Source organism: Paenibacillus rhizosphaerae (assembly GCF_014192015.1).
GTDB classification, from domain to species: domain Bacteria; phylum Bacillota; class Bacilli; order Paenibacillales; family Paenibacillaceae; genus Paenibacillus_AQ; species Paenibacillus_AQ rhizosphaerae.
This window is the reverse complement of the sequence record NZ_JACHXJ010000002.1, coordinates 342,110-367,889: the sequence shown is the minus strand read 5'-3', so window position 1 is coordinate 367,889 and position 25,780 is coordinate 342,110. Positions and strand designations below refer to the sequence as shown.

The window sequence follows — 25,780 nt, the reverse complement described above, 5'->3', positions numbered from 1 at the left end:
TAACACAGGCCAAAAACTTTCGACAATGCCGTCCTTCGCCCACAAGTCTATTTGCAGGAACTCTATCATATACATAGATCAACTTGATAACCAGTAGAATATGAGGAGTGGTTGAGAGGAGCCATGCATGATTCCCATAACCCATTACTAGGAGGCCCCAAACGAATGGAGCAAATCTTCGATCCCAAACACATTTTGTGCCGGGACGATCTGCTCTGGGTGCTTCATTACGTCCAAAAAAAAGTGGCCCAGAAAGATCCAGCCCTGCTGGAGCTTCCCAAGCCACGTCTAATGCGCAATTTTCAATACTTCGGAGAGGCCGCCGTCCTCCTGCTCAGCCGGTCATCCGCACAGGGGCTCGACGATGAAAGGATCCGCGTCTGCCTGCTGGAGGCTATGCACGGTCTTATTCAGAGCGGAGAAATCGAAGCGGCACCCCCAAGTAACGATTACTCCTGAATCCAGTTGTGATGGAAGACGCCTTCCTTGTCCACGCGCTTGAACGTGTGGGCCCCGAAGTAATCGCGCTGCGCCTGAAGCAGGTTCGCCGGCAGCCGCTCCGTGCGGTAGCTGTCGAAATATGCCAGGGCGCTGGCAAAGCCGGGAACCGGAACGCCTTGGGCCACGGCCGTGGCTACCGTCGTACGCCATGCTTCCTGGTAGTTCTCGATGATGTCCTTGAAGAACGGATCCAGAAGCAGGTTTTTCAGGCCCGGATCTTTCTCGTAGGCGTCGGTGATATTCTGAAGGAACCGGGAGCGGATAATGCAGCCGCCGCGCCAGATTTTTGCCAGGTTGCCGTACTGCAGATCCCAGCCGTATTCATCAGAAGCGACGCGCAGCTGCGCGAAGCCTTGGGCGTAGGATACGATTTTACTTGCAAACAGCGCCTTGCGGACGTTCTCGATAAACTCGGCTTTGTCCCCTTGGAACGGGGCCTTTTTCGGGCCGTTCAGGAGTTTGCTCGCTTCTACGCGTTCTTCCTTCATGGCCGAGAGGAAGCGGGAGAACACGGATTCCGTGATCATGGACAGCGGCACGCCCAAATCCAGGGAGCTTTGGCTTGTCCACTTGCCCGTTCCCTTTTGGCCCGCTGCGTCCAAAATAACGTCCACCATCGGTTTGCCCGTCTCCGGATCCTTTTGCGCGAAAATATCAGCCGTAATTTCGATCAGGTAGCTGTCGAGCTCACCTTTGTTCCAGTCGGAGAAAATTTCATGCAGTTCTTCGGCGCTCAAATCCAGCGTGTCCTTCAGAAGCTGGTAAGCTTCGCAGATCAGCTGCATGTCGCCGTATTCGATGCCGTTGTGCACCATTTTGACGTAATGACCGGCACCGTCCGGTCCGATATATGTACAGCAAGGCTCCCCGTTCACTTTGGCGGAAATCGCCGTCAGAATCGGTTCTACCAGTTCGTAGGCGCTCTTCTGTCCCCCCGGCATAATGGAAGGTCCCTTCAGAGCTCCTTCTTCCCCGCCGGATACGCCTGTCCCGATAAAGCGCAGTCCTTTTGCTTCCAGCTCCGCGCTGCGGCGCTGTGTATCCGGGAAGTACGCGTTACCTCCGTCGATGATGATGTCCCCTTCGTCTAGATGAGGCAGCAGCTGCTCGATCGTGGCGTCGGTCGCCTTGCCGGCTTGTACCATAATTAAAATTTTTCGCGGTGTTTCCAGCGAGTTCACAAATTCCTCAATCGAGAAAGTCCCCGTCAGATTTTTTCCTTCGGCTTCCTTCAAAAGATCATGCGTTTTTTCTGGAGAGCGGTTAAACACGGAAACGGTGAAGCCTCTGCTCTCAATGTTGAGTGCCAGATTTTTGCCCATGACAGCAAGGCCGATGACACCAATTTGTTGTTTCGACATATGTTTTTTCTCCATTCTTTGCGATTTTTTGATGAAAATTTTAGAACAAGCCTATTTTAACGTGTTTACGCGTGAAAGTGAAGTCCGGGTTCGGCACGCAGCTGCCCGTGATAAAACACCCCGCAGCGCATCCGAGGTGTTTATGAACGATCTTCCATTCTATTTTCGCACAAAAGGTAAGTTACCATTCAAGCATCATTAAATCCTTGGACAGGGCGGCGAGCTTCTCCTTGCTCTTCTCCGCTTTTTCGGCATCTCCGGCCTGCATGGCCTCGTACAGGCGCTCCAGCTCGTCATCCAGCTCAAGCCTGAGGAGCTGCAGTCGCAGGTCGCCTTCCTTGGAGAAATACATTTTGGAAATCTCCTGCTCCGTCATATAAGGACCCTTCTGATACAATACTTTTTGCTGATAGCCTGAAATTTCGACAAGCCGGATCACCTCGCCGAACAGAATGCTCTCGATCAGAATCTGGCGGTCCTTGAACCGCTTGACGATCGCGTGACCTCGGGTATCCTCGATCAGCTTCTCCATCCATTCCGCCAGCTTGGCGTCCCGGATCGTGTAATCTCCAACCATCTTATAACCGTTTTTCGTCCGGTTAAACCGCAGCTTGACGAGTTTGCGCCCCGTTCGGACGGAGATGATGAACAGGGTTTCGTTTTCGCTCCAGTACAACGAATAGCCGTCTTGAATCAAATCCTTGATCAGGTCCTGAATATGCCGCCGGTTAAACCGAAGCTCCAAATTGCAGTATTCCACTTCATAGCTCTTGTTCACGGCACTCCCTCCTTCAAAATTGGACCGCCTTTTGCTTTTTTCCTTCTCCCGCTTCGTAAGACCGGCGGGCCCGGAATCGGCCGGTGATTCTTCAGCTTCGTTATCAAGCTGATGGCTAAACAGCTTTGCTATATTTTATACTTTATCCTATGTAACGGTAACTTGGTTTATTGACTATTTTTACCCGGCCGGACGCAGCATCAAACGGAAAAGCACCGGCCGGCAGCCCCGCCATTTAAAGATCCGCCGCGGATTGTGGTATAATGGGACAAAAATTCAACACGCATTTGGATAGAGGAGGCAGCAAGAATGCCGTTTGCAGGATTTAACGCGCAAGATTTTGAAGTGTTTGATGTGGAGGGTCTGGAACCCCGGATGGAAGTGCTTATCGAGCGGGTTCGCCCCAAACTTGAAATATTAGGCAGCGAAATCGCTCCATTCCTGTCCGCGCTCTGCGGAGAGGAAATGTTCGTTCACGTGGCCAAGCATGCCCGCCGGACGGTGAACCCGCCGAACGACACCTGGGTGGCTTGGGCGGCGAACAAACGCGGATACAAAGCCCTCCCCCATTTTCAGGTGGGTATGTTCGGCACGCATCTGTTCATCATCTTTGCGATCATTTACGAGAGCACGAACAAGTCGGTTTTCGCAGAGCATCTGGAAGGCAAGAAAGGAAGCTCGGCTGTCAAAAAGCTCCCAAAAACGTTCTATTGGTCGATGGACCATATGGACCCCGGCTTTACACCGCAGTCTGAAATGACGGCCGCAGACTTCGCCAAAATCGCGGACAAGCTGAAGAACGTCAAGAAATCCGAGGTGCTGTGCGGACTCCGGATCGAAAAAGGGGACCCCGTGCTGGAAGACGGGAACAAGCTGGTGTCCGTCATTCATTCCACCTTTGAACAGCTGCTGCCGCTGTATAAAATGGCGTTCTAACCGCCGCGCCTTCGATGCAGACAATATAAAAGGATAAAGCAGCCGGTACGCTAAGCGCGCTGGCGCTCTATCCTTTTTTTGTTTGTTATGGCGCTTCCGTCCGCTTCTTGCGCGACAAAACGAGGTGGATCACAAACAGCAGCGCCATGACGATGCTGCTGGCGACAAAAGGCACCGAATGCCCAAGGCGGTCCCAGAGCTGACCCGAAACGAGCGGCCCGACCACCATGCCCGAGCCTTGGAGGGTGAGGAAGAACCCCCAAACCGCTCCCCGCTCGCCTTTCGGCACATGCGTCGACACGAAGGTATTCCAGGCGGGCAGGATCATGGCATAGCTGATGCCGACCACGCCTACGATAGCGAACACAACCGGCAGCGAGCGCACCGCCGAGAACATGCTGAGGGAAACGGCCGCCAGCAGAAATCCGGCATTCAAGAAGGGAGTGGTTCCGAACCGGTCGATCAGCTTCCCGCATGGAATGATCGCCAGCACCGTAATGCCCCCGCCAACGATCAGCAGCAGGCTGTACATATTCGGAGACAGGTGGAGCTCATTTTGAACGTACAGCGTGATCACCGGGCTGAGCAGCCCGATGACGAAGGATTGGAGAAACAGCGCCGGAAATACCAGCCAGCTGACCTTCAGGTTGTGCCTGATTTCGTACAGCGTTTTACGGATGCTGGCAAAAAGATGATTCACCTTCCCGAGCAGCTGGGGAAGGATACCCCTCACGGCTTCCGTCCTTCCTTCCGCCCCCTGCCCGTTTGCCTTTCCCCTTCCCGGGAGGAGCAATGCAACCAGAACGACGATGATGCAGCAGCCGATAAGGATAAAAAATAGCGTCTGATAGTTTTTATTCGTACGGTCCATCAAAAAGTTCATGATGATCGGTCCTGTGCCCGTTCCGCCCAGCGAGGCGATCTCGAGCATGCCGATCATTTGTCCGCTGCTGCCTCTCGGGCCCGAAATGGCTGTCGTCCCGGTCATGGCGCAGGGCCACAGCGGCGAAGTACCCATACCAAGAATAAAACAGGCAAGCGCCAGCCAGCCTGCGCCGGATAAGAAGGCGATCATGCCAACTGCGACGATGGTCAGCACCAGCGCCCCCGTCAGCGTTCTGCGGTACCCCAGCCGCTCGGCGATCCAGCCTGCCGGGCTGCGGAACAGGTTGTCTCCAATATATTGAAGCGAAAAAGCGAGACCGATCGTGTGGGCGCTGAGACCGAGCGAGTTTTTCATATAAACCGGCAAGATGGCCACCAGAAGCGACCCTTTCATAAATTCCACGAGGAATAGAATCGTCAGCAGCCCGATGAAAAAAGGCGAAATCAGCCGGCGGGCTGCCGCTGCTTCCGTCATTTGCGACACGCGTTTCACCACTTCCCTATTTTTATGGAGCGAATCCTCCCGGCAGTATGGTCTATACTAATAGTGTACCCCATATGGGGACGAGATTTTCACAGGGTCAAAAAGCCGCTTGCATTCGCCCCCCGATTTGCTATACTGAGCTTTGTAATTTTAACAGATGAAAGGTTGTGACAGCATACATGGACCATAGCCGTACCCCTTTATTTACAGCACTCAAACAGCACGCGGCAAAAAATCCCGTTCAGTTCCATATTCCCGGCCACAAGAAGGGAATGGGGACCGATACCGAATTCAGAGAATTTATCGGCGATAACGCCCTCTCTATAGATCTGATCAATATTGCCCCGCTGGACGACCTTCACCAGCCGACCGGCGTCATCGAGGAAGCCCAGATTTTGGCTGCTGACGCCTTCGGCGCCGATTACACATATTTCAGCGTACAGGGAACCAGCGGCGCGATCATGACCATGATTTTGACGATGTGCTCTCCAGGCGACAAAATCATCGTTCCCCGGAACGTTCATAAGTCGATTATGTCCGCAATTATTTTCTCCGGCGCCAAGCCCGTCTTTGTTTCGCCGGCCCGAGACGAGAATTTGGGGATCGACCACGGCATTACCGTCCGTTCCGTGCAGCGCGCCCTGGACCGTCATCCGGACACCAAGGCCGTTCTCGTCATTAATCCGACATACTTTGGAGTCTCGGCCAATCTGAAGGAGATCGTGGATCTCGCTCACAGCCGGCATGTGCCCGTTCTCGTGGACGAAGCCCACGGCGTGCTGACCCATTTCCATCCGGAGCTGCCGATGTCGGCCATGGATGCCGGAGCGGATATGGCCGCGACGAGCGTGCATAAGCTGGGCGGCTCCATGACGCAGAGCTCCGTGCTGAATCTGAACACGAAGAACGGCTATGTCAATCCGCAGCGCGTGCAAACGATTATCAGTATGCTGACCACGACGTCGACTTCCTACATTTTGCTCGCCTCGCTGGACACCTCCAGACGGAACTTGGCGCTGAACGGATATGCCATGGCCCAAAGTGCCATCGACATGGCGCAGTCCGCCCGCAAGCAAATCAATGAAATTGAAGGTCTCTACTGCTTCGGCAAGGAAATTCTCGGCGGGGAAGCGACTTACGATTTTGATCCGACCAAGCTGACCATCCATGTCCGCCACCTGGGCATCACCGGTTACGAGACCGAAAACTGGCTTCGCGAAAAGTATAATATCGAAGTCGAGCTCAGCGACATGTACAACATCCTGTGCCTGATCACGCCAGGCGACAATGAGGAGACCATCTCCATCCTGGTGAATGCGCTCCGCGAGCTGGCACAGACCTACTATAATGTAAACACGGCCAACGAGCTGGTTGTTAAAATTCCGGAAATTCCGCAGCTGTCCCTCATTCCAAGGGATGCCTTCTACGGGGATACGGAAGTCATTCCGTTCAAGGAATCGGCCGGACGCATCATCGCCGAGTTCATTTATGTGTATCCGCCGGGCATCCCGATCCTTCTGCCGGGCGAGGTCATCTCCCAGGACAATATCGACTACATCGTCGACCATGTGGACGTCGGGCTGCCGGTAAAGGGACCCGAAGACCGGTATATCCAAAACGTTAAGGTCATTGTGGAAACCGATCCGATTTTTTAATACGCGCGGCTGCTTTGCAGCCTGCACCAAAAAAAAGAAACCCCCGATCCCGCTTTCGCTGCGGTTCGGGGGTTTCTTGCTGTAGAGCTTTTGGCGAAAAGGATTACTCCTGGTCCAACTGGGCAACCAGCTCATTATAAGCGGCTTCCACCTTGTTCCATTCTTCTTCGTCTTCAATATTGTAAAGCATCATTTCCTCGTCTTCTTCCTCGACACGAAGGATGATGCCGTCCGCTTCAGGATTTTCACGTTCCAGCAGCAGTGCATAGACGTTCTCGCCCACATCAAATGTTTCGACAAGAACCATTTCCACGTCTTTGCCGTTCTCATCTGTCAGCGTCAGAACAAATTCCTCATGCTCGTGATCATGGTCATGATCATGATTGCAGGCTTCGCCGTGTTCATGCTTGTGATCGCTCATTTTTACAAAAACCTCACTTATGGTTGGAATGGATCATACCACCGTATCGTATCACGTCCGCATGATCTGGTCAATTTATCCTCCTGGAGGGTTGTCAGTTCAGCGCCGTGATCACTTTTTGCGATACGAGGACATAATCGCTGGTCTTGGTGGCTTTAATGTAGAACCCTACTTTATATTTGCCCGCACTGCTGAAATCATACGTAAAATCGTAGGTCCGGAACCAGAAATTATCCTTCTGGCTGCCGCTCACGTCCTGAGACTGGATATCCTTGACCTTCCCCGAAGGATCCGTAATAGCCACTTTTACGCTCGCCACATCGTCCGATAGGCTGTCCACCTGGCAAAATACGTTAAACTTGAGCTTCCCTTTATTGACATTGCCGAAGACGGTATCTCCATTAAACAGAAATATATGTACGTTAGGCTTAATGAATTCAACCTTGTTCGTATCTGAATTAAACTTTACAACCCCGTCAAACTCCCGGATCGGTACATAGGTTTTGCCATCAATGATATAACCGCCGTCCTGGAATTCCTTGCCGTTCATCCACACTCTGACCTTCTGGGTGATCGAATCCGCAAACACAGAACCTCCCATCAGGGAAAAGGCGAATACGCATACCATAACTTTCTTCCAATTCATCTTTTTCATTTCCCTCCATTTCCATCGTGATGTTGTATGTATATACGAAAAGTACAAACGCAAGTTGCGCTGTCCGAGCGGACAAAACTCACATTTTTTCTCAAAAGCGAAGGAGTTTTGCTCCAGGAGTACAAAAAAAGCCCCACTTCGTGGGACTTTGGCTCCAAATCTGGATGCAGTTCCTAAATCAGGTCCTTATTTCTTGGTTAAAATGCAGGGCACCCCTTTGCCGACCGCACCCGGAACTCGCATCCGTGCCGCGTACGCCATACCCCGGGCACAGGGCGTTTTACAGGCCTCGCATACGTCGGAGGTCACGAGTCGCATGCCGCGGATGACCTTTTCTCCTTTGGATTGTGCCGGTTTTTTGCTTTTTCCCTTCGCCATGACAAAACCCCATTTCGCGCGTTTACAGCATATTATGGGGGTCGATGGAAATTGGGAACTGTGGTGTATAATGAAAGAAAAAAATACGAACGGCGTGCTCGGCATGCCGCTCATTCACAGGAGGATCAACCGATGAGCTTGCAGCTTCAAATGCTGGGGACAGGCAGCGCCTTTGCCAAAAAGTATTTCAACAATAATGCCCTGCTCGGGGACGGGTCGTTCACTTTGCTGATCGACTGCGGAATTACGGCACCCCTCGCCCTTCACCAACTGGGCAAAACGTTTAACGACTTGGATGCCGTGCTGATCACCCATATTCATGGCGATCATGTCGGCGGTCTTGAGGAGCTTGCCTTCCAAATGAAATATGCGTACCATCGCAAAATGAAGCTTTATATCGCGGAATCATTGCGTGATGTACTGTGGGAGCACACGCTGAAAGGCGGTCTGTCCCAACCCGGCGAAATCACCTGCCTTGAGGACGCCTTCGACGTACATACGCTTCAGCCGGGGGTTCCCAGCCGCCTGTCGGAGCAAATCGAGCTGGAGCTCATACCGAACCGCCACATTCCGGGCAAAGACAGCTTCTCGCTCTATATTAACGGCCGGATTTTCTACAGCGCAGACATGACTTTCGACCCTGGGCTGCTGGATAAGCTCGTACGGGAACGCGGCTGTGATACGATCCTGCATGAATGCCAGCTGGAAGGACCGGGCGAGGTGCATACGACGCTGAGCGAGCTGCTATCGCTGCCGGAGCCTGTCCGGCGCATGACCCGCTTGATGCACTACGCGGATAACAAAGACGAGTATGTAGGTAAAACCGGAGAGATGACCTTCCTTGAACAAGGGCATGTATATACGCTATAACCTTGCAGGTCAATGTGGATTACGATGAAAAAAAGACAGCCGGCTGCAGAAAGATAACTTTACTGCAGCCGGCTGTTATTTTGGGAAGCATGACGCTCTTCTCTTATTCGAAGGTCGGCAGGTTATCGAGATTATTCGACGGATCGCCGTCGGCGTCCCCGCGGATGTACATCTCGCCGTCACGGCCTTTAAAGACGTTTACACCGGCAATGGCGCCCGCCTTCACTTCCTGCAGCGCCTGCTCGTAATCGAGCACCCGGCCCGACGACGTTTGAAATGCCGTCAAGTCGCCGTCACCATTTTTTTGTACTGCGATAAATTGTTCTCTTCCCGGGTTTCCCATCGATATCCACTCCTTAAGTTGTCATGATATATCAAGGTGACATATGGATATCGTTCCCTGAGAACATGGATTTATACGAAGATAAAGCCTACAGCGCTTTCTTCATACGGACATGCGGAATGCCGGCGTCATCGAACGGCTCCTTGGAAATAACTTCGTAGCCTTGTTTTGCATAGAATTGTTCAGCCTGGCACTGAGCGTCCAAGATGGAATAGGCCAGCCCCAGTTCCCTCGCCCGCTCTTCCATCGCCATCAGCAGGATGCGGCCGAACCCGTGGCTGCGAAACTCGCGGCGAACGGCGATTCGCTGCATCTTGGCGGTATCGTTATTGTAATAAATGATCCGGCCGGTAGCCACATACTGATCCTTGTCCTGAAGGAGAATATGGTGAACATTTTCGCTGATCACATCGTATTCGTCGATCTCCAGGTCGGCGGGCACGTTTTGTTCCTTGACGAACACCTCCTGGCGGATGTCCAGCGCATGTTCCAGCTGCTCGGGAGTCGTCACGTATACTATTTCTGCAGGCATCGGTTACCCTCTCTTTCATGCAATCAATATAAAAACACGGCTGAATCATTATACAAAAAAATGATTTTCCTGTATAGTTGACCCATGAGAGCTCTATGGAAGGGAGACCATGGATCGTTATGGGTATGACCATTGCACTGATCGTCATTTTATCGGCCATCTTGATCTATTCATTCATTTATGTCATTCAGAAAGGGTATTCGCGCAAATGGGATGAGGAATAAGAAAGAAAAAAAACAAGGGCCCGTGCAGCAGGAGCACGGGCCCTATGTCTTGTCCAGAGAATCAGGGCGGCGTAATAGGGCCTTTGGAATACACATCCTCGCTGACCGATTTGCCGTATACGTCCAGCATAATCGGTGAATCGGCCATCGTTGAGCCGGGCTTGATTGGCTCCTGCGCATCCGAAAGCTCACCCGCGGGGGAACATCCGGCGGCAAGCAGCAGGCACAGCCCTGCCGCGAGCAGTCCGCTTTTGTTCGGCATACCGTGCCACTCCTTCTGTGTCAAATATACTTTAGTTTTCGCCCGTTTGGAGAGCTCCTAATCATGAACGGCAAAGAAATTGTGCATGCCATTCATGTGAGCAAAAAAAATGATTGACAGCTAACTACGTCGCTGTTAGTATATTAAGTGTATCTGACTTATACGATCTGCTAGCTCAGCTGGGAGAGCACCATCTTGACAGGGTGGGGGTCAGTGGTTCGAGCCCACTGCAGATCATCTATAGAAACCCTTGAAGCATAAGGCTTCAAGGGTTTTTTGTTTTTTTTACACGTAACCGCAGTGCCTTTATCCTGTCCCGTTAAAAAAATCATCTATTTTGTTCCGACATGGACCTCCGCCGTGTTTGTGAAGGAAACCGTTACATACGATATCTCAGGTTTCACATTTTCCAACAAAGGTGGGGTAACCAAATGAGTAAATTCTTTTTCCACGAACATGATCACGGCCATCGCTGCCATGTCCGCAGACCAAAACCAGTTGTCCTCAAAAAAGAAATCAAGAAAACGATTTTCGTCAAAGTAGACTGGGAACCTGTAATCAAAAAGGTCCACAAAGAAAAGCATGTTTCCTGCCATAAAATTCACAAACAGCACCACCACTTCAAAAAACGCCACCATAAAAGATGCCACTGTCGCGACCACTTCGGCGGAGACATGTATTAATTCCGGATTTTTCGGATGACATCAGCATGTCACCTCCCCTGATCACACGCCCGGGAACTTCGGTTCCTGGGCGGCAACTATTTTATAAATCACACCGAAAATCCGATAACATAGATGTTACCCATTTTACCCATTTTACATAGAGGAGGCTTATGATGGATATCCCTGCTTTATCGATGGCCATGAGCCAGTCCCGGCTGGCTCAAAATGTGAGCATCCAGGTGCTTAAAATCGCTAAGGATCAAGCCTCGCAAGACGGTCAATCCCTGGTCAAAATGCTGGACAGCAGCGCCGTACCCCATTTGGGAAATCGTCTTGACATCCGGATCTAGCACCTTGCTTTTTTACTGCCCCTCCAGACGGAGGGCTTTTTTTCTTTTTCTGCACACCCGTTCAAAATAAATTCATATTTTAGGTCCATATCCCCATTAATCAAACATCTGTTCTCTATCCATCAGCCGAAAATTATCTTATGATAAAGATAGTTATTGATACAAAAGTCTTACCAGTATGTGGATACGGGAGAATAGTCTCATGGAAAAGGAAATTGAAATGGCGATCCGCCGCGGCCATCATTTATTCGTTCAAAATTTGGATGGCGAATCCATTACCGGCATCCCCGAGAAATCCGATGATCCGGGTACTTTAAAGATGCGGACGGTGTACGGCTCCATGTGGATTCCGCTGGATGAAGTCGGCCATCTGTCACGACTCATTCATATTCGTTAATATTCGCCGCCCTGACTGGGCGGCTTTATTTTTTATATCACGCTGAACCGTCCGGCTGTCAGGTGCAGGAAAAGTGGTTCATCGGCTCTTTGAAGGTTTATCCTTACATATAAGGAACACACTATGGAAGTACCAACGATTCTACGGGAAGGACGTGTGGCGATGAATAAACCGAATGAAGAAGATCGTTTCCCTGGGGTCGACCCCATTCCGGAACCCGATCATGAAACGCCGTCATCCACGGACATGATTGAAGACGTGCTGGAAGAAGGGGCACGGGAATTGAAAAAAGGTAAACATCCGTCGAACGGGGAATCACCGGATCATCAGGGGTGACGCGTTCCCTCACCGTTCTCAAGACGTTTACGGGCACAAAATAACCCGATGCCGCCCAGGCATCGGGTTATCCGTGTTTTATGAGCCCACCGAGGCGCTCTGCAGTGCTGCCAGCTTATCCGGATAGTCGGTGATGATGCCCGCCGCTCCCGCGTCGATAAGCCGCTGCATTTCCTTTTCTTCGTTGACCGTCCATGGGTGGTATACCTTGCCGGCGGCCTTTGCTCCAGCCACAAATTCAGGCAGTACCGCGAAATGGTAGGCGTGCAAGGCGTCGGCTTCAACGCTGCGCGCATACTCCCACGGCTCATACAGTCCTTCCATGTACAAAATACCGGTGCGGATTTCAGGCGCGAGCTCTTTGCAAAGCCGCAGGGAATAGTGATTGAAGCTCGAGATGACGATCCGCTCGCTCAGGTTATAGCTTCTTACCATGCCGATGACCTTCTCTTCCAGCCCGGCATACGGCACCTTGGTATTTTTCAACTCAATATTCACGACGGTCCCGGTGTCTTTAACCAGCTCCAGCAGCTCTTCCAGCAGCGGAAGGCGCTCCTGTGCAAAATCGGGATGGAACCAGCTGCCGGCACCCAGCTTGCGAAGCTCTTCCAGGTCATAGTCTTTGACCCACCCGCTCCCGTTTGTCGTCCGCGACAACGTTTCGTCGTGAATCAGGACGAGCCGGCCGTCCCGGGTTAACTGAACATCGGTTTCAATCCCCGTGGCACCAAGCTCCAAACTGCGGGCAAACGCGGCCATCGTATTTTCCGGACATACCGCAGACGCGCCCCGGTGTGCAAAATTAATAATAGACTCCAAACTCTCTCAACCTCCCGACTGGTATTCTCGCAAACCTTACCAAATCATCGTACCTGTCTTATGTAATGCGAGTATAAACCGTAGAGTTTACAAACCGCTCCACCCAAATTGATTCCTCTCTGATGGTTGTATTTTATCATGGATTTATCCCGCATATAAGGAGGTATTCGTTCATGATCGTGTTTGACGTCATCGTCCACGGCGAAGTCAAAGAAACCATCCGGCCGGTCAACCAGCGGCTGCAGCACATCCTCGCCTACGTCACCGAAGAAGCCAAGATCCTCAGCAAAAAATACGGAACGACTGTAAATTTAAGCCGGAGAATCATTTATTGACCGGAAGGGGATCGGTACTCGATCGCCCTTTTTTTATGTCGATATACGTTTCTCTTTGTTCGTCTCGACGCACCGATGAGCCTCAAGAACATGCTGCGCCTCGATGCTTCGCTCCTTACTGCATTCCACAATGACCATAAAATGCCCCTGAATCAGCAGCTCCTCATAGCTCTCCGCATCCCTTTCGGGGACGCCAATCCCCATCAGACTGACAATGAGCCCGTCGTCTTTGCCGCCGACTTCCGCCCCTGCAAGTTTGGCCGCTGCCGGTCCCGATGCCCAGGTGATTTGATCCCGCAGCGTCAAGCTGGAGGTTAAATCCCGGATTTCGCCAAACAACCCGCTGGTACCATGCCTGGACACGGGTTCTTTCAAGCCGGTATCCCGGCATATGATAGATAGCTGTCTCTTGTCAAGGGCAAGCAGCGACACGTCCTTTTTGTCAAAATGACGTTCCCACAGCGCGCTGACCGCCAGCGCCGCATCCTGTCTCGTTCGGAACAATGCGATCACGAGTCGATTCATCCTCAATCCCTCCCAGGCTAAATAACGGTATGTAATTAGGTAAACTTTCACAGCCATAAAAAAACATCCCGGCCGAATACCGCCAGGATGTGTTGTGTTTCGTCTTAATAAATACAGGAACTCAAAATAATGACCAAAAGGATGAAGAGAACCAGGATGGCTCCCGTCGATTTAAAAACGCCGCCTGGACCGTACCCAGCGCCGCCTACGACTCCACTCATAGATTTGAACCTCCTTTTTCCTGGGGTCAATCTATATTATGTAGTCCCTCCGCGGTTTGACTGTACGAGTACCCTGTTTTCCTTAAACTTTTACCGTCCTCGGGCGCGATGGCAACAGCTCCCTGAATCATCCCTATGACATTTGGTTAATGGGTTGTAAAAGAGGAAACAGACCGTTACATAGGCTGGTCCATGAGAGCTGGGGGGATTTGATTGTTGCAGAGCAAATATTTTCGTACCTGTCTGGGCATCATCGCGGCACTTTTGATTATTTATTTGGGTGCCAAAGTAAAATTTATTTTCAATCCGATCGTGCTGCTGTTCAAGCTGCTGGTGGTGCCGGTGATGCTGGCCGGTTTCATGTATTACTTGCTGAGGCCCATCGTGAACTACTTGGAGAAGCATCACTGGAAAAGGCCGCTTTCGATTCTGTCGATCTACCTCGTATTCGTTGGACTGATTGCCCTGTTTTCGGTGCTGGTATGGCCAACGCTGCGCGAGCAGCTGATCACTTTTGCGGAAAACGCGCCTTACTTCGTGGAAGATTTGCAGAAGCAGTTTGAGGCTCTTCAGAAAAACAGCTTTTTCGCCAAGGCGCTGCCGAGCGAGTCGGAAATTTATGCCCGCGTGAGTGAATACCTCAACGGGCTGATTATGGCCATAACGGATTCGATTTCCAATTTTATTTCCGTCGTCTCCAACGTTGTGGTCATTATCGCCACCGTTCCGATCGTGCTGTATTACATGCTGAAAGAGAGCAGCAAGCTTCCGCCTAAAATTTTGCACATACTTCCCCGGAAATACCGGAAGGACGGGAAGGAAGCGCTGCGGGAAATCGATACGGCGCTCAGCAACTTTATCGTCGGCAGGGTCGTGCTGAATCTCATTCTGGGCGTGTTGATGTACATCGGCTTCCTTATTATCGGGCTTCCGTACTCTCTTCTGCTCGCGCTGATCTCGATCGTCCTGAACCTGATTCCTTACGTAGGCGCGATCATCGCCGCCATTCCGGTCGTCATCATCGGTTTTATCGATTCGCCGTCCGTCGCCCTCTGGTCCCTCGTCGTTATCATCGTCTCCCAGCAGATCCAGGATAATCTGCTGACGCCGATTATTTACGGCAAGCAGCTGGACATTCATCCGATGACGGCCATCGTCCTGCTGCTGATCGGCGGAGACGTATCCGGGATTGTCGGCGTCATTTTGGCCATTCCCGTCTATATGATCGCCAAAATCATCATCGTCCGGGTGTATGGGCTGTTTTTGGCGGAAAAGGTAGATGATATGAAAGAGTGAAGAAAAAAGGCATGCCCCAGACCAATGTCTCAAAGCATGCCTCGCAATGAACGGACCACGCAAGTGCACTCCGCTTTCCGAAAAGTCCGGCCGTCCGACAGGGTCACCGTCTCCGCATGATGCGAGCTCAGGGTGGCCCTGTATGCTTCCAGACGGTCCTTCCGCCAGATCATGACCTCGGACCCGAACAACACGGCGTTATCGAACTGCCGTTTGTCCTTCAGGATATATCCGACCGAATGAGGCGCGGCGTCAGGGGCATTTTTTCCCTCGGGAAGAAGCCGGATCGTACAAACCTCGCCAAACGGCAGCTTCAGGTCGTGCGGCCCGAGCACGAGCCATTCGTTATGTTCATCCCACTTGCGAAGCGTCCCCTTGACCCGGGAATGCAGCTTGTCATTGCACAGGATGGTAACCCGCCGGCCGATCCAGTTCTTCATGGCCCTTTCGCCTCCTTTCGCATAAAAATAAGTTACCTGTCAGGAATCGCCCAATCGACCGGTTTGATTCCATGGGCTGCTAAAAACGCGTTGGCTTTGGAAAACGGCCTGCTTCCAAAAAAACCACGGTGCACCGACAGCGGGCTCGGGTGAACCGACTGGATCACCAGATGCTTTTTCCGATCGATAAAAGCTCCCTTTTTCTGCGCATGGCTTCCCCACAGAATGAACACAACCGGCTTATCCCGCTCATTCAGCTTCTCTATGACAGCATCGGTAAATCGCTCCCATCCTAATCCTTTATGCGAATTTGCCACTCCATCCCGGACGGTCAGCACCGTATTGAGCAGCAGCACCCCCTGCTCGGCCCAATGCACCAGCGTTCCGTGGTTTGGAATCGGCGCCCCCAGATCGCTGTGCAGCTCTTTGTAAATGTTCACAAGGGAAGGCGGAATCCGTACGCCGGGTTTGACCGAAAAGCTGAGGCCGTGGGCCTGCCCGGGTCCATGATAAGGATCCTGTCCCAAAATGACGACTTTGGTATCCTGGTATGGGGTCAGCTTGAGCGCTTTAAAAAGGTCCTCTTTCGGCGGGTACACTTTGTGAAGCTTGTATTCCTTGGCCAGCTTATAACGGAGTTCCTGAAAATAGTCCTTTTCGGTTTCTTCCTTCAGCTGCTCGTCCCAATCATTATTAAATATCATGAAGCATTTCTCCTCTCTCGTAAATATATAAACCTATTTTTATAGAAAAACGTCTATCGACGCACATTCAAGGAAACCGTGTTCCGAAGCTTTTACCTGGTTATATCTAAAAAAATAAGCCGGCCCCGATCCCGGACCAGCTTACCCTGTTCAACTTGTTCGAATCTAATGCCGAGAACCGGGCTCGAACCGGTACGGTAGTCACCTACCGCAGGATTTTAAGTCCTGTGCGTCTGCCAATTCCGCCACCCCGGCCTGTCTATCACTTTTGTGACGACAAAATTTAATATAACATGTTTTGCCTATACCGGCAATCCTTTAATTTCCTTTTCTCTTAACGGCAATGCGTACAAAAAAACCGGCTCAGTCAAAGACTGAACCGGCTTCCTTTGAATTGTTCACCTGTATGCCGAGGACCGGGCTCGAACCGGTACGGTAGTCACCTACCGCAGGATTTTAAGTCCTGTGCGTCTGCCAATTCCGCCACCCCGGCATGCTGTTTCTTACGTATTGCTATATGGTGGGCCCTGAGGGACTCGAACCCCCGACCAGTCGGTTATGAGCCGACCGCTCTAACCAACTGAGCTAAGGGCCCTGATCAAGTATATACCGTACAGATAATGGCTGTTAAATTGGTTGCGGGGGCAGGATTTGAACCTGCGGCCTTCGGGTTATGAGCCCGACGAGCTACCGGACTGCTCCACCCCGCGTCATTAACCATATCAAATAGCGACAAGGTTTAATATACAGCATATGTACCCACTGCGTCAAGTATTTATTTATGGAATTGGCGTTAGTACACCCGGGAAGCCTGCCATGTCACGGCAAGAAGCGGACGCCGTACCTGCCTCTCCGTGAACGGAATATTTCAACGAGCCGCGGCTCTTCATAGCCGTAAATCCAGCTGTCCTGCTCCAGCCTTTTGGCCAGGCACCCTGCCTGAAATTTTGTCCGGTAAAGCTTACCAAAATACACCCATCGCATTCCTGCTGCCTTCCTTTCATAGATGAGCTGTTTTGATGCCTATTGTTGCCGCAAACGCCAAGGTTCATTCATAGCAGCAAAAATGTCAGCTAGTACAATGTCGAAAACGTTCGAAAAAAAGCGAGATTGCTTTGTGCTGAGCGGAAAAATCGTTTATACTGATAACTAAGTTGTTTAACATTTTAATTTCAGGAAAGTGGGGAATGTCCATGGCAAAAACACATAAAAGGCTGTCTTTTGCGGATCTGGTCAAAAAATTTGTATTTATTACGGTGGGGGCCGTGCTCATGGCCGTCGCGCTCGAGGTATTTCTGGTTCCCAATGAAATTATCGATGGAGGCATCACCGGGATTTCGATCGTCTTATCCAAAGTAACCGACTTTCCGCTCGGTATTTTTCTGTTCATTATCAACCTCCCGTTTTTATTTCTGGGCTACAAGCAGATCGGAAAAACGTTCGCCATCTCTACCCTTTACGGCATCGCCGTTATGTCTGTAACGACACAGCTGCTGCATCATGTCAGTCCTTTTACCAATGAGAAAATATTAGCGGTCCTGTTCGGCGGCCTTATTCTCGGCCTGGGAGTCGGACTCGTCATCCGTTTCGGCGGCTCGCTCGACGGAACCGAAATTGTCGCGATTCTGCTATCTAAAAAGCTCCGCATGCCGGTCGGCCAAATCATCATGATCATGAACGTATTCATTTTCATTGTTGCCGGTTTCGTTTTCGGTTGGGATTCCGCAATGTACTCCATATTTACATACTATATGGCCTCTAAAGTGATGGATATCGTGGTCGAGGGCTTGAACGAGTCCAAGTCGGTCACCATCATCTCGAATGAATACGAGGAAATTTCCCAAACGATTCAGGATCGCCTGGGACGCAGCACGACCTTCATGTACGCCAGAGGCGGCTACTCGAAGGAAGATACTCAAGTGATTTATTGCGTCGTCACCCGGCTTGAGCTGGCCAAACTGAAGGCGCTCGTGCAGGAGATCGATCCCAAAGCCTTTATTGCCATTGAGCATGTGTCCGATGTGCTCGGCGGCAATTTTGAGAAAAATGCCATCCACTAAATGATTTGAAAACCACAAGCTGGGGTTACAGGATGGTTCAAGAACGGTCCATATCCATGTGAACAAACTTAAAAAGGCAGCCCGCAGGGCTGCCTTTGCTGTATCATTTTATAAATGCATAAGAGATAAAATCACACAAGCGTCGTCCTCTTAGTTTCCGAACGACGACGGATCTTCTCTCCACGCTGTGAGCGCTTCGACGTCCTCCTGCTGAATGGCTCCCTTTTCCAGGGCTACTTCCATCAGCGCCGTATAGTTGGACAACGTTTGCAGCGGAATCCCCGCTTCGGCAAAGGCTTGTACCCCTTTATCGAGCTGATAGCTGAAGATGGCGAGCACGGCGAGCGGCTCAGCACCTGCTTCCTTCACGGCTACTGCCGCTTTAAGCGAGCTGCCGCCGGTCGAGATCAAGTCTTCGATGACGACGACTTTTTGCCCCGGCTTGATGATGCCCTCGATCAGGTTCTCCTTACCGTGCCCCTTCGCTTTATCGCGGATATAGGCCATCGGCAGGTTCAGCTTCTGGGCAACCCACGCCGCATGAGGGATACCGGCGGTCGCCGTTCCGGCAATGACTTCCGCATCCGGATACTGCGCCCGGATGATCGCGGCGAACGATTCGGCGATAAGCTCCCGGATTTCGGGGTAAGACATCGTCAGACGATTATCGCAGTAGATGGGCGACTTGATGCCCGAAGTCCAAGTGAACGGTTGTTTCGGCCGGAGCGCGACCGCTCCGATTTCAAGCAAATGGGATGCGATACGTGCTGGAATTTCTGCTAGGGTAGTCAAGCTTCGATCATCTCCTTGATAATTTGTTCAGCAGCTTCACGCGGGTTTTCCGCTGCCGTAATCGGACGTCCGACGACGATGTAATGGCTGCCTTGGCGAATGGCCTCGCCCGGCGTCAGGACACGCTTCTGATCTCCTACTGCGGAGCCTGCCGGCCGGATGCCCGGCGTGACGGTGATAAATGGCTGGCCGCAAGCCTCGCGGATCAGCGCCGATTCCTGGGCCGAGGCGACGACGCCGCCAAGTCCAGCGGCCTGCGTCAGCTTGGCGTAGTGTATCACCGCGTCCTGAACGCTGCCTTGAATGCCGATTTCACTGTTGAGCATCTCCTGGCTGGTGCTGGTCAGCTGCGTAACCGCGATAATGACCGGCCTTCTCAACCCAGGATCGGCCGCAAGCGCGGATTCGGCTCCATCGAGCGCCGCCTTCATCATCGCCGTACCTCCGGCAGCATGGACGTTAAACATGTCCACACCAAGACGGGTGATGCTCTCCGCGCCACCCCTTACCGTGTTGGGTATGTCATGCATTTTCAGATCAAGAAATACGCTGTAGCCTTTTGACTTCAATTCCCGCACAAAAGCGGGCCCTGCAGCATAATACAGCTGCATGCCCACCTTCAAGTAGCAGGGAATTCCTTCAAGTTCGCGGACCAGCGCGGATGCCGCCTCGGCATCCGGGTAGTCCAGGGCCACGATCAAGCGGCCCGCCATTTCTGTATACTTATCACTCATGCTTCTCGAATCTCCCCCTTCTCAGTTCGCAAAAGCCGGCATGGCCTGTGAAGAGAAGTTGAGGGTATCCAGCATATTCATCAGGGCTCTAACCGTGTCCAGCGAGGTCATGCAGACCACGCCGTTCTCTACCGCTTCCCGGCGGATACGGAATCCGTCGCGCTGCGGCGTTTTCCCTTTGGTCAGGGTGTTGAAGACGAACTGCGCTTCACCACCCCGGATCAGATCCAGAATGTTCGGTGTGCCGTCGCTGAGCTTCTGCACGGTCGTTACGTTGAGTCCGGCTTCGTTCAAAGCTTGAGCCGTACCTTCGGTGGCATAGATCTTGTAACCAAGGCGCTTGTAGCCCTTCATGAGCTCCACAGCCTCTTCCTTATCCTTGTCGGCCACGGTGACGATGATCGCACCCGATGCCGGAATTTTCATGCCCGCACCGATCAAGCCTTTGTACAGTGCTTTGGCGTACTGCAGGTCGCGTCCCATGACTTCGCCGGTCGACTTCATTTCCGGTCCGAGCGTTGGCTCGACTCTGCGCAGCTTAGCGAAGGAGAACACCGGCACTTTGACGGAAACGTAGTCGCTTTCCGGCCAGAGGCCTTCCTGGTATCCTGCGTCCTTCAGCTTGCGGCCGAGAATGGCCTGTGTCGCCAGGTTCGCCATCGGAATCGTCGTCACCTTGCTCAGGAACGGTACCGTCCGGGAAGAGCGCGGGTTTACCTCGATGACATACACTTCGTCGTTGTAAATGACGAACTGGATGTTCACCAGTCCGATCGTTTTCAGTTCCTTCGCAATCCGCGTCGTGATGGACACGATTTTCTCCTTGAGGTGGTCCTCCAGGTGCTGCGGCGGATATACCGCAATAGAGTCGCCGGAGTGCACGCCCGCTCTCTCGATATGCTCCATGATGCCCGGGATAACCACGGTTTCGCCGTCGCAGATCGCGTCGACTTCCACCTCTTTACCCAGCATGTAGCGGTCGATCAGGACCGGATGCTCCGGATTGATCTTCACAGCCTGCTCCATGTAGCTCAGCAGCTCGTCATCGGAGTAGACGATTTCCATCGCGCGTCCGCCAAGGACGTAGGATGGGCGCACCAGCACCGGATAGCCGAGCGATTGGGCCGTGTCTACAGCTTCGTCGACCGATGTGACCGTGCTGCCCTTCGGCTGGGCGATTTGCAGTCTCGTGAGCAGCGCCTCGAACTTCTTGCGGTCCTCCGCCTCGTCGATGCTTTCAAGGCTGGTGCCGAGAATGTTCACACCCGCTTTGCTCAGTGGTCCGGCCAGGTTGATCGCCGTTTGGCCGCCGAACTGCACGATGACGCCGATCGGCTTCTCCTGCTCGATGACGTTCATGACATCCTCGAAGAACAGCGGCTCGAAGTACAGGCGGTCCGACGTATTGAAGTCCGTGGATACCGTCTCCGGGTTGTTATTGATGATGACCGCTTCGTATCCGGCCTTCTGAATCGCCCACACGGCGTGTACGGTCGAGTAGTCGAACTCGATGCCTTGGCCGATCCGGATCGGTCCGGAGCCCAGCACGACCACTTTCTCCTTATTGGACGGCGTAACTTCGTTCTCCGTCTCGTAAGTCGAGTAGTAGTAAGGCGTTGTCGCCTCGAATTCGGCCGCGCAGGTGTCAACCATTTTGTAGACCGGACGCAGGCCGTTCGAGAGGCGGAACTCGCGAACTTCCGTCTCCGTCGTCAGGCTTCCAGCCTGGCTCTGGCTGCGGATCTCGGCAATCGCCCGGTCGGTGAACCCGCGGCGTTTCGCCAGGTACAGCGTGTCGTAAGAAAGCGTATCTTCCTGAAGCTGCGCTTCGAACGCGATCAGCCCCTGGATTTTATCGAGGAACCACCAGTCGATCTTGGTCAGGTCCTGAACGTCCTGCAAGCCGTAGCCGCGGCGGAACGCTTCCGCGATCAGGAAGATCCGCTCGTCGTCGGCTTTGACGAGGCGCTCGCGGAGCACTTCCTCGCTCAGCTCCTCCGTGCCTTTCAGATAGAAGCGGTGCACTCCGATTTCCAGGGAGCGGATCGCTTTATGGATCGATTCTTCGAACGTGCGGCCGATGGCCATGACTTCGCCGGTCGCTTTCATTTGCGTGCCCAGCTTACGGTTCGCCTGTACGAATTTATCGAACGGCCAGCGTGGAATTTTGCTGACGATATAGTCCAGCGTCGGCTCGAAGCAAGCGTAAGTCTGCCCGGTCACCGGGTTGACGATTTCGTCCAGCGTGTAGCCGAGGGCGATCTTCGCGGCCATCTTGGCGATCGGGTATCCGGTCGCTTTGGAAGCGAGGGCCGAAGAGCGGCTGACACGCGGGTTGACCTCGATGACATAGTATTGGTAGCTGTGCGGATCCAGGGCGAATTGCACGTTGCATCCGCCTTCGATGTTCAGCGCGCGGATAATTTTCAGCGACGCGGATCTCAGCATTTGGTATTCACGGTCCGAGAGCGTCTGGGACGGGGCTACGACGATACTGTCCCCGGTGTGTACGCCGACCGGATCAAAGTTCTCCATGTTGCATACGACGATGCAGTTGTCGTTCGCATCGCGCATGACTTCGTATTCGACTTCCTTCATGCCCGCGATGCTCTTCTCGATCAGGCACTGGCCGATCGGGCTGTACCGGATGCCGGAAGTCACCGTCTCGCGCAGTTCTTCTTCGTTCGCGCAGATGCCCCCGCCCGTTCCGCCAAGCGTGTACGCCGGACGGACGATCAGCGGGTAGCCGATCTCCGCAGCGAAGTCGAGCGCTTCTTCCAGGGTAGTGACGATCACGCTTTCCGGTACCGGCTGTTCCAGCTCGCGCATCAGTTCGCGGAACAGGTCGCGGTCCTCCGCTTTTTCGATCGAATGAAGCTGGGTGCCAAGCAGTTTAACGTTTTCCTGCTCCAACACGCCTGCTCTAGCCAGTTCCACAGCCATGTTGAGGCCGGTTTGGCCGCCGAGGGTCGGCAGCAATCCGTCCGGCCGTTCCTGGCGGATAATCTGTGTTACGAAGTCCAGGGTAATCGGCTCGATGTATACTTTATCCGCCGTGTTCGTGTCGGTCATGATGGTCGCCGGGTTGCTGTTGATCAGGACAACCTCGACGCCCTCCTCTTTCAGCGCTTCGCAGGCCTGCGTACCCGCATAGTCAAACTCAGCCGCCTGGCCGATGACGATCGGTCCAGAACCGATAACGAGGATTTTCTTAAGCTGTTTATTGATAGGCATATTATCGTGCTCCTTTCACGGCTGCAGCCAGTTCCGCCTGGCGCGGTTTTGCAGGTTTTTGCTGTTTATGGTCGGCAATCATTTTCAAGAACTCGTCAAACAGATAGCTGTTGTCGAAAGGGCCGGGGGCCGCTTCAGGGTGATACTGTACGGTAAAGGCCGGGTATTTCTTGTGCTTAAGACCTTCAACGGTCTTGTCGTTGTTGTTGATATGCGTAATCTCGAGCTCTGTTCCGGCAATGGAGTCATCCTTAACCGTGTAGCCATGGTTCTGCGAGGTGATATAGCAGCGGTTCGTCGCCAAGTCCTTCACCGGATGGTTGCCGCCGCGGTGGCCGAATTTCAGCTTCTCGGTGTCGGCGCCGCAAGCCAGGGCGAACAGCTGGTGGCCCAGGCAGATGCCGAAGATCGGATATTCGCCGAGCAGTTCCTTGATCGTCTGGATCGCATGCGGCACATCTTTTGGATCCCCAGGGCCGTTGGACAGCTGAATGCCGTCCGGATTCAGGCGGCGGATTTCCTCGGCCGTCGTGTCATGCGGAACAACCACCACGTCGCAGCCGCGGGAAGTCAGTTCGCGCAAAATACCGCTCTTGGCGCCGTAGTCGATAAGTACGATCCGTTCTCTAGCGCCTGGGCTGTTGTAAGTATGCTTCGTGGACACGCGCGACACCTGATCGGTCATCAGGGCGCTCGCGGCAAGGCGCTCTCTCAGCTCCTCGACGGACTGAGCGGATGTCGTCAGAATCCCCTTCATCGTACCGTGGCTTCGGATAAGGCGGGTCAGCATGCGCGTATCGATATCGCTGATGCCGACGATCCCGTATTCCTTTAGCAGCGTATCCACGCTGTACTCGGCGCGCCAGTTGCTCGGCACCGTTTCATGGCGGCGTACTACAAAACCGTGCACATACGGCGCAACCGATTCAAAATCGTCGCGCGTAATGCCGTAGTTGCCGATCAGCGGGAACGTCATCGTGACGATTTGCCCGCAGTACGACGGGTCCGACAGCACCTCTTGGTATCCTGTAATGCCTGTATTAAACACGACTTCGCCCGTCGTTTCTCCTTCTGCTCCGAAAGCACTGCCCGTAAACAGCGTTCCGTCCTCCAGCAGCAATCTTGCCTGCATCCCACTCACTCCTCTGTCAAATTACGTAAAGTTAGTATCTATATAGATTGCACTAAAGTTTTCGCCCTATAACATTCAATTCTTTAGTTCATTCTATCTATATCTGTCCCTATCTTGGATCAACCTATCCGTCCGGTTATATCCGGTCTTAGGCTTCAAACACCACTTTGCCGTCCATCCAGGTTTTTACCGGCCAGCCCTTCAGCTTCCACCCGGTAAACGGCGTATTCCGTCCCTTGGAGGCGAACTCTTCCGGATTCACCGCTTTTTCGGTTTCCAGGTCAATCATCGTCAGGTCAGCCGGAGCGCCTTCCTCAAGCCGCCCGGTGTTCAAACCGAACACCCGAGCTGGTTCTGAGGTCATCCGTTGAACCAGCATGGCCAGATCCCATTTGCCAGTCGCCACGAATTTGGTGTACAAAAGCGGGAAGGCCGTCTCAAAGCCAACGATGCCAAACGGTGCCATTTCCATACCTTTCGCTTTCTCTTCCGCCGCGTGCGGTGCATGGTCCGTCACGATGATGTCGAGCGTTCCGTCCAGCAGCCCTTCGATGCAGGCTTCTACGTCCCGCGGCGAACGCAGCGGCGGATTCATCTTCCAGTTGGCGTCCAGCCCCGGAATATCTTCATCCGACAGCAGCAGATGGTGCGGGCACACCTCGGCGGTGACGTGAATGCCGACTTCCTTGGCCTGGCGGATCAGCCGGACCGACTGTTCCGTGCTGACGTGGCACACATGGTAGTGCACGCCCGTCGCTTCCGCCAGCAGGATGTCCCGCCCGACATGAATCGCTTCCGACTCGTTCGGAATACCGATCAGTCCGTGCTGCACAGCAAACTTGCCTTCCGTTACGCATCCCCCTTCGACCAGGGAGTTCTCTTCACAGTGAGCAATCACCGGCATGTTCAGCTCTTTTGCCCGGCGCATGGCGTCTTTCATCATCTTAGCGTTCTGTACGCCGACGCCGTCGTCGGTGAAGCCGACCGCCCCCGCTTCTTTGAGCGCTTCAAAATCCGTCAGCTCCCGTCCGAGCTCCCGCACCGTAATCGCGGCATAAGGCAGCACCTTCACGATTCCCGCCTCGCGGGCCTTCTCCAGCACCAGCCGGACCGTATCCGGGTTGTCGGTTACCGGTTTCGTGTTCGGCATGCAGGCGATGGTCGTAAAGCCGCCCTTGGCTGCCGAACGGCTCCCGGTCTCGATCGTCTCCTTATGTTCAAATCCAGGTTCGCGCAGATGGACATGCATATCGATCAAGCCTGGCGTGACCAGCTTGCCGGCAGCGTCCGTCACTTCCGCCCCATCGGGAGTGCTCCAGCCGGCATCCGGTTCCACCAATGTCTTGATGATGCCGTCCTCGATGACGATATGCTTGCTTACCTGTTTCCCTTGTTCGTTCAGTACGCTGGCGTTCGTTATGATCTGTATCATGAGTACCTCCGGTCGTTGATTGG

Annotated in this window: 31 protein-coding genes and 5 tRNA genes; 11 read left to right on the top strand and 25 right to left on the bottom strand. The window is 53.1% G+C overall.

Annotation, left to right across the window (positions count from 1 at the left end):
- The first annotated feature begins 165 nt into the window (after nucleotides 1-165).
- Nucleotides 166-459, top strand: coding sequence for a hypothetical protein (locus FHS19_RS10180; protein ID WP_246426535.1), 294 nt, complete (start codon nucleotides 166-168; stop codon nucleotides 457-459).
- Here the strand turns inward: FHS19_RS10180 and gnd are convergent.
- Both gnd and FHS19_RS10170 read right to left on the bottom strand, forming a co-directional pair.
- Entirely contained in the window at nucleotides 450-1,862 is a 1,413-nt protein-coding gene (gene gnd, locus FHS19_RS10175; RefSeq protein ID WP_183581768.1) for an NADP-dependent phosphogluconate dehydrogenase, read from the bottom strand. The two genes, FHS19_RS10180 and gnd, sit on opposite strands and share 10 nt — an antisense overlap.
- 181 nt (nucleotides 1,863-2,043) lie before the next feature.
- Nucleotides 2,044-2,640: a YkzI domain-containing protein gene (locus FHS19_RS10170; RefSeq protein ID WP_183581767.1), complete on the bottom strand. Its 597-nt coding sequence runs from the start codon at nucleotides 2,638-2,640 to the stop codon at nucleotides 2,044-2,046.
- A gap of 309 nt (nucleotides 2,641-2,949) precedes the next feature.
- Here FHS19_RS10170 and FHS19_RS10165 point away from each other — a divergent pair, with 309 nt between their 5' ends.
- On the top strand, nucleotides 2,950-3,576 hold the full coding sequence (locus FHS19_RS10165) for a DUF1054 domain-containing protein (RefSeq protein WP_183581766.1): 627 nt from the start codon (nucleotides 2,950-2,952) through the stop codon (nucleotides 3,574-3,576).
- An 85-nt stretch (nucleotides 3,577-3,661) separates the two neighbouring features.
- Here FHS19_RS10165 and FHS19_RS10160 read toward each other — a convergent pair whose 3' ends face one another.
- Entirely contained in the window at nucleotides 3,662-4,945 is a 1,284-nt protein-coding gene (locus FHS19_RS10160) for an MFS transporter (RefSeq protein WP_376771850.1), read from the bottom strand.
- A 179-nt stretch (nucleotides 4,946-5,124) separates the two neighbouring features.
- Between FHS19_RS10160 and FHS19_RS10155 the strand changes: the two genes are divergently transcribed.
- A complete protein-coding gene (locus FHS19_RS10155; protein WP_183581765.1) occupies nucleotides 5,125-6,600 on the top strand; it encodes an aminotransferase class I/II-fold pyridoxal phosphate-dependent enzyme in 1,476 nt (491 codons plus the stop codon).
- Nucleotides 6,601-6,703: 103 nt separating this feature from the next.
- On the opposite strand, the gene FHS19_RS10150 is transcribed toward FHS19_RS10155, so the two are convergent.
- From FHS19_RS10150 to FHS19_RS10140, 3 genes are all read right to left on the bottom strand, one after another.
- Complete coding sequence (locus tag FHS19_RS10150) at nucleotides 6,704-7,021, bottom strand: DUF1292 domain-containing protein (protein ID WP_076169893.1); 318 nt, start codon at nucleotides 7,019-7,021, stop codon at nucleotides 6,704-6,706.
- A gap of 94 nt (nucleotides 7,022-7,115) precedes the next feature.
- Nucleotides 7,116-7,667: a copper amine oxidase gene (locus FHS19_RS10145; protein WP_183581764.1), complete on the bottom strand. Its 552-nt coding sequence runs from the start codon at nucleotides 7,665-7,667 to the stop codon at nucleotides 7,116-7,118.
- A gap of 195 nt (nucleotides 7,668-7,862) precedes the next feature.
- Nucleotides 7,863-8,054, bottom strand: coding sequence for a hypothetical protein (locus tag FHS19_RS10140; RefSeq protein WP_145023670.1), 192 nt, complete (start codon nucleotides 8,052-8,054; stop codon nucleotides 7,863-7,865).
- Nucleotides 8,055-8,186: 132 nt separating this feature from the next.
- Between FHS19_RS10140 and FHS19_RS10135 the strand changes: the two genes are divergently transcribed.
- Complete coding sequence (locus FHS19_RS10135; protein WP_183581763.1) at nucleotides 8,187-8,924, top strand: MBL fold metallo-hydrolase; 738 nt, start codon at nucleotides 8,187-8,189, stop codon at nucleotides 8,922-8,924.
- Nucleotides 8,925-9,027: 103 nt separating this feature from the next.
- Here FHS19_RS10135 and FHS19_RS10130 read toward each other — a convergent pair whose 3' ends face one another.
- The 3 genes from FHS19_RS10130 to FHS19_RS10120 form a co-directional block, all read right to left on the bottom strand.
- Nucleotides 9,028-9,267 carry a DUF3892 domain-containing protein gene (locus FHS19_RS10130; protein WP_076169889.1) on the bottom strand — a complete coding sequence of 80 codons (240 nt, stop codon included), beginning with the start codon at nucleotides 9,265-9,267 and terminating at the stop codon, nucleotides 9,028-9,030.
- Between the two features lie 88 nt (nucleotides 9,268-9,355).
- A complete protein-coding gene (locus FHS19_RS10125) occupies nucleotides 9,356-9,799 on the bottom strand; it encodes a GNAT family N-acetyltransferase (RefSeq protein WP_183581762.1) in 444 nt (147 codons plus the stop codon).
- A 285-nt stretch (nucleotides 9,800-10,084) separates the two neighbouring features.
- A complete protein-coding gene (locus tag FHS19_RS10120) occupies nucleotides 10,085-10,285 on the bottom strand; it encodes a hypothetical protein (protein ID WP_183581761.1) in 201 nt (66 codons plus the stop codon).
- Between the two features lie 164 nt (nucleotides 10,286-10,449).
- On the opposite strand from FHS19_RS10120, the gene FHS19_RS10115 reads away from it, so the two are divergent.
- Nucleotides 10,450-10,522: transfer RNA gene (locus FHS19_RS10115), tRNA-Val, on the top strand.
- Between the two features lie 95 nt (nucleotides 10,523-10,617).
- On the opposite strand, the gene FHS19_RS10110 is transcribed toward FHS19_RS10115, so the two are convergent.
- Complete coding sequence (locus FHS19_RS10110; RefSeq protein ID WP_183581760.1) at nucleotides 10,618-10,935, bottom strand: hypothetical protein; 318 nt, start codon at nucleotides 10,933-10,935, stop codon at nucleotides 10,618-10,620.
- Between the two features lie 185 nt (nucleotides 10,936-11,120).
- On the opposite strand from FHS19_RS10110, the gene FHS19_RS10105 reads away from it, so the two are divergent.
- The 3 genes from FHS19_RS10105 to FHS19_RS10095 all read left to right on the top strand — a co-directional run bounded on the left by FHS19_RS10105 (nucleotide 11,121) and on the right by FHS19_RS10095 (nucleotide 12,033).
- Nucleotides 11,121-11,300 carry a YjfB family protein gene (locus tag FHS19_RS10105; protein ID WP_234489327.1) on the top strand — a complete coding sequence of 60 codons (180 nt, stop codon included), beginning with the start codon at nucleotides 11,121-11,123 and terminating at the stop codon, nucleotides 11,298-11,300.
- A gap of 202 nt (nucleotides 11,301-11,502) precedes the next feature.
- Complete coding sequence (locus FHS19_RS10100; protein ID WP_183581759.1) at nucleotides 11,503-11,697, top strand: hypothetical protein; 195 nt, start codon at nucleotides 11,503-11,505, stop codon at nucleotides 11,695-11,697.
- Between the two features lie 162 nt (nucleotides 11,698-11,859).
- On the top strand, nucleotides 11,860-12,033 hold the full coding sequence (locus FHS19_RS10095) for a hypothetical protein (protein ID WP_183581758.1): 174 nt from the start codon (nucleotides 11,860-11,862) through the stop codon (nucleotides 12,031-12,033).
- Between the two features lie 78 nt (nucleotides 12,034-12,111).
- Here FHS19_RS10095 and FHS19_RS10090 read toward each other — a convergent pair whose 3' ends face one another.
- Nucleotides 12,112-12,852 carry a glycerophosphodiester phosphodiesterase gene (locus tag FHS19_RS10090; protein ID WP_183581757.1) on the bottom strand — a complete coding sequence of 247 codons (741 nt, stop codon included), beginning with the start codon at nucleotides 12,850-12,852 and terminating at the stop codon, nucleotides 12,112-12,114.
- Nucleotides 12,853-13,025: 173 nt separating this feature from the next.
- Here FHS19_RS10090 and FHS19_RS10085 point away from each other — a divergent pair, with 173 nt between their 5' ends.
- Nucleotides 13,026-13,187, top strand: coding sequence for a mechanosensitive ion channel protein MscL (locus tag FHS19_RS10085; RefSeq protein WP_183581756.1), 162 nt, complete (start codon nucleotides 13,026-13,028; stop codon nucleotides 13,185-13,187).
- Between the two features lie 33 nt (nucleotides 13,188-13,220).
- Here FHS19_RS10085 and FHS19_RS10080 read toward each other — a convergent pair whose 3' ends face one another.
- Nucleotides 13,221-13,712 (bottom strand): general stress protein, encoded by a 492-nt coding sequence (locus tag FHS19_RS10080; RefSeq protein ID WP_183581755.1) that lies wholly within the window; start codon nucleotides 13,710-13,712, stop codon nucleotides 13,221-13,223.
- Nucleotides 13,713-13,816: 104 nt separating this feature from the next.
- Nucleotides 13,817-13,933, bottom strand: a complete 117-nt coding sequence (locus tag FHS19_RS10075; RefSeq protein ID WP_183581754.1) for a sporulation protein YjcZ — start codon at nucleotides 13,931-13,933, stop codon at nucleotides 13,817-13,819.
- Between the two features lie 213 nt (nucleotides 13,934-14,146).
- Between FHS19_RS10075 and FHS19_RS10070 the strand changes: the two genes are divergently transcribed.
- Nucleotides 14,147-15,229, top strand: coding sequence for an AI-2E family transporter (locus FHS19_RS10070; RefSeq protein WP_183581753.1), 1,083 nt, complete (start codon nucleotides 14,147-14,149; stop codon nucleotides 15,227-15,229).
- 29 nt (nucleotides 15,230-15,258) lie between these two features.
- Here FHS19_RS10070 and FHS19_RS10065 read toward each other — a convergent pair whose 3' ends face one another.
- From FHS19_RS10065 to FHS19_RS10035, 7 genes are all read right to left on the bottom strand, one after another.
- A complete protein-coding gene (locus FHS19_RS10065) occupies nucleotides 15,259-15,669 on the bottom strand; it encodes a hypothetical protein (protein WP_183581752.1) in 411 nt (136 codons plus the stop codon).
- Between the two features lie 32 nt (nucleotides 15,670-15,701).
- Complete coding sequence (locus FHS19_RS10060; protein ID WP_183582883.1) at nucleotides 15,702-16,370, bottom strand: uracil-DNA glycosylase; 669 nt, start codon at nucleotides 16,368-16,370, stop codon at nucleotides 15,702-15,704.
- 172 nt (nucleotides 16,371-16,542) lie between these two features.
- Nucleotides 16,543-16,628: transfer RNA gene (locus FHS19_RS10055), tRNA-Leu, on the bottom strand.
- Nucleotides 16,629-16,780: 152 nt separating this feature from the next.
- Nucleotides 16,781-16,866, bottom strand: a tRNA-Leu gene (locus FHS19_RS10050).
- Between the two features lie 25 nt (nucleotides 16,867-16,891).
- Nucleotides 16,892-16,968: transfer RNA gene (locus tag FHS19_RS10045), tRNA-Ile, on the bottom strand.
- Nucleotides 16,969-17,006: 38 nt separating this feature from the next.
- A tRNA-Met gene (locus tag FHS19_RS10040) sits at nucleotides 17,007-17,083 on the bottom strand.
- Nucleotides 17,084-17,192: 109 nt separating this feature from the next.
- On the bottom strand, nucleotides 17,193-17,357 hold the full coding sequence (locus FHS19_RS10035) for a hypothetical protein (RefSeq protein WP_163879495.1): 165 nt from the start codon (nucleotides 17,355-17,357) through the stop codon (nucleotides 17,193-17,195).
- Between the two features lie 209 nt (nucleotides 17,358-17,566).
- On the opposite strand from FHS19_RS10035, the gene FHS19_RS10030 reads away from it, so the two are divergent.
- Nucleotides 17,567-18,433 carry a YitT family protein gene (locus tag FHS19_RS10030; protein WP_183581751.1) on the top strand — a complete coding sequence of 289 codons (867 nt, stop codon included), beginning with the start codon at nucleotides 17,567-17,569 and terminating at the stop codon, nucleotides 18,431-18,433.
- A gap of 150 nt (nucleotides 18,434-18,583) precedes the next feature.
- On the opposite strand, the gene pyrE is transcribed toward FHS19_RS10030, so the two are convergent.
- The 5 genes from pyrE to pyrC all read right to left on the bottom strand — a co-directional run bounded on the left by pyrE (nucleotide 18,584) and on the right by pyrC (nucleotide 25,757).
- Nucleotides 18,584-19,225: an orotate phosphoribosyltransferase gene (gene pyrE / locus FHS19_RS10025; protein WP_221223895.1), complete on the bottom strand. Its 642-nt coding sequence runs from the start codon at nucleotides 19,223-19,225 to the stop codon at nucleotides 18,584-18,586.
- The gene (pyrF, locus tag FHS19_RS10020) at nucleotides 19,222-19,959 is read right to left on the bottom strand and encodes an orotidine-5'-phosphate decarboxylase (RefSeq protein ID WP_281382511.1); all 738 of its coding nucleotides are present in this window, start codon (nucleotides 19,957-19,959) and stop codon (nucleotides 19,222-19,224) included. The genes pyrE and pyrF overlap by 4 nt, the downstream gene beginning before the upstream one ends.
- A gap of 21 nt (nucleotides 19,960-19,980) precedes the next feature.
- Nucleotides 19,981-23,193, bottom strand: coding sequence for a carbamoyl-phosphate synthase large subunit (gene carB / locus FHS19_RS10015; protein WP_183581750.1), 3,213 nt, complete (start codon nucleotides 23,191-23,193; stop codon nucleotides 19,981-19,983).
- Nucleotide 23,194: 1 nt separating this feature from the next.
- Nucleotides 23,195-24,325: a carbamoyl phosphate synthase small subunit gene (locus FHS19_RS10010; protein ID WP_183581749.1), complete on the bottom strand. Its 1,131-nt coding sequence runs from the start codon at nucleotides 24,323-24,325 to the stop codon at nucleotides 23,195-23,197.
- A 148-nt stretch (nucleotides 24,326-24,473) separates the two neighbouring features.
- On the bottom strand, nucleotides 24,474-25,757 hold the full coding sequence (gene pyrC / locus FHS19_RS10005; RefSeq protein WP_183581748.1) for a dihydroorotase: 1,284 nt from the start codon (nucleotides 25,755-25,757) through the stop codon (nucleotides 24,474-24,476).
- Nucleotides 25,758-25,780: the final 23 nt, after the last annotated feature.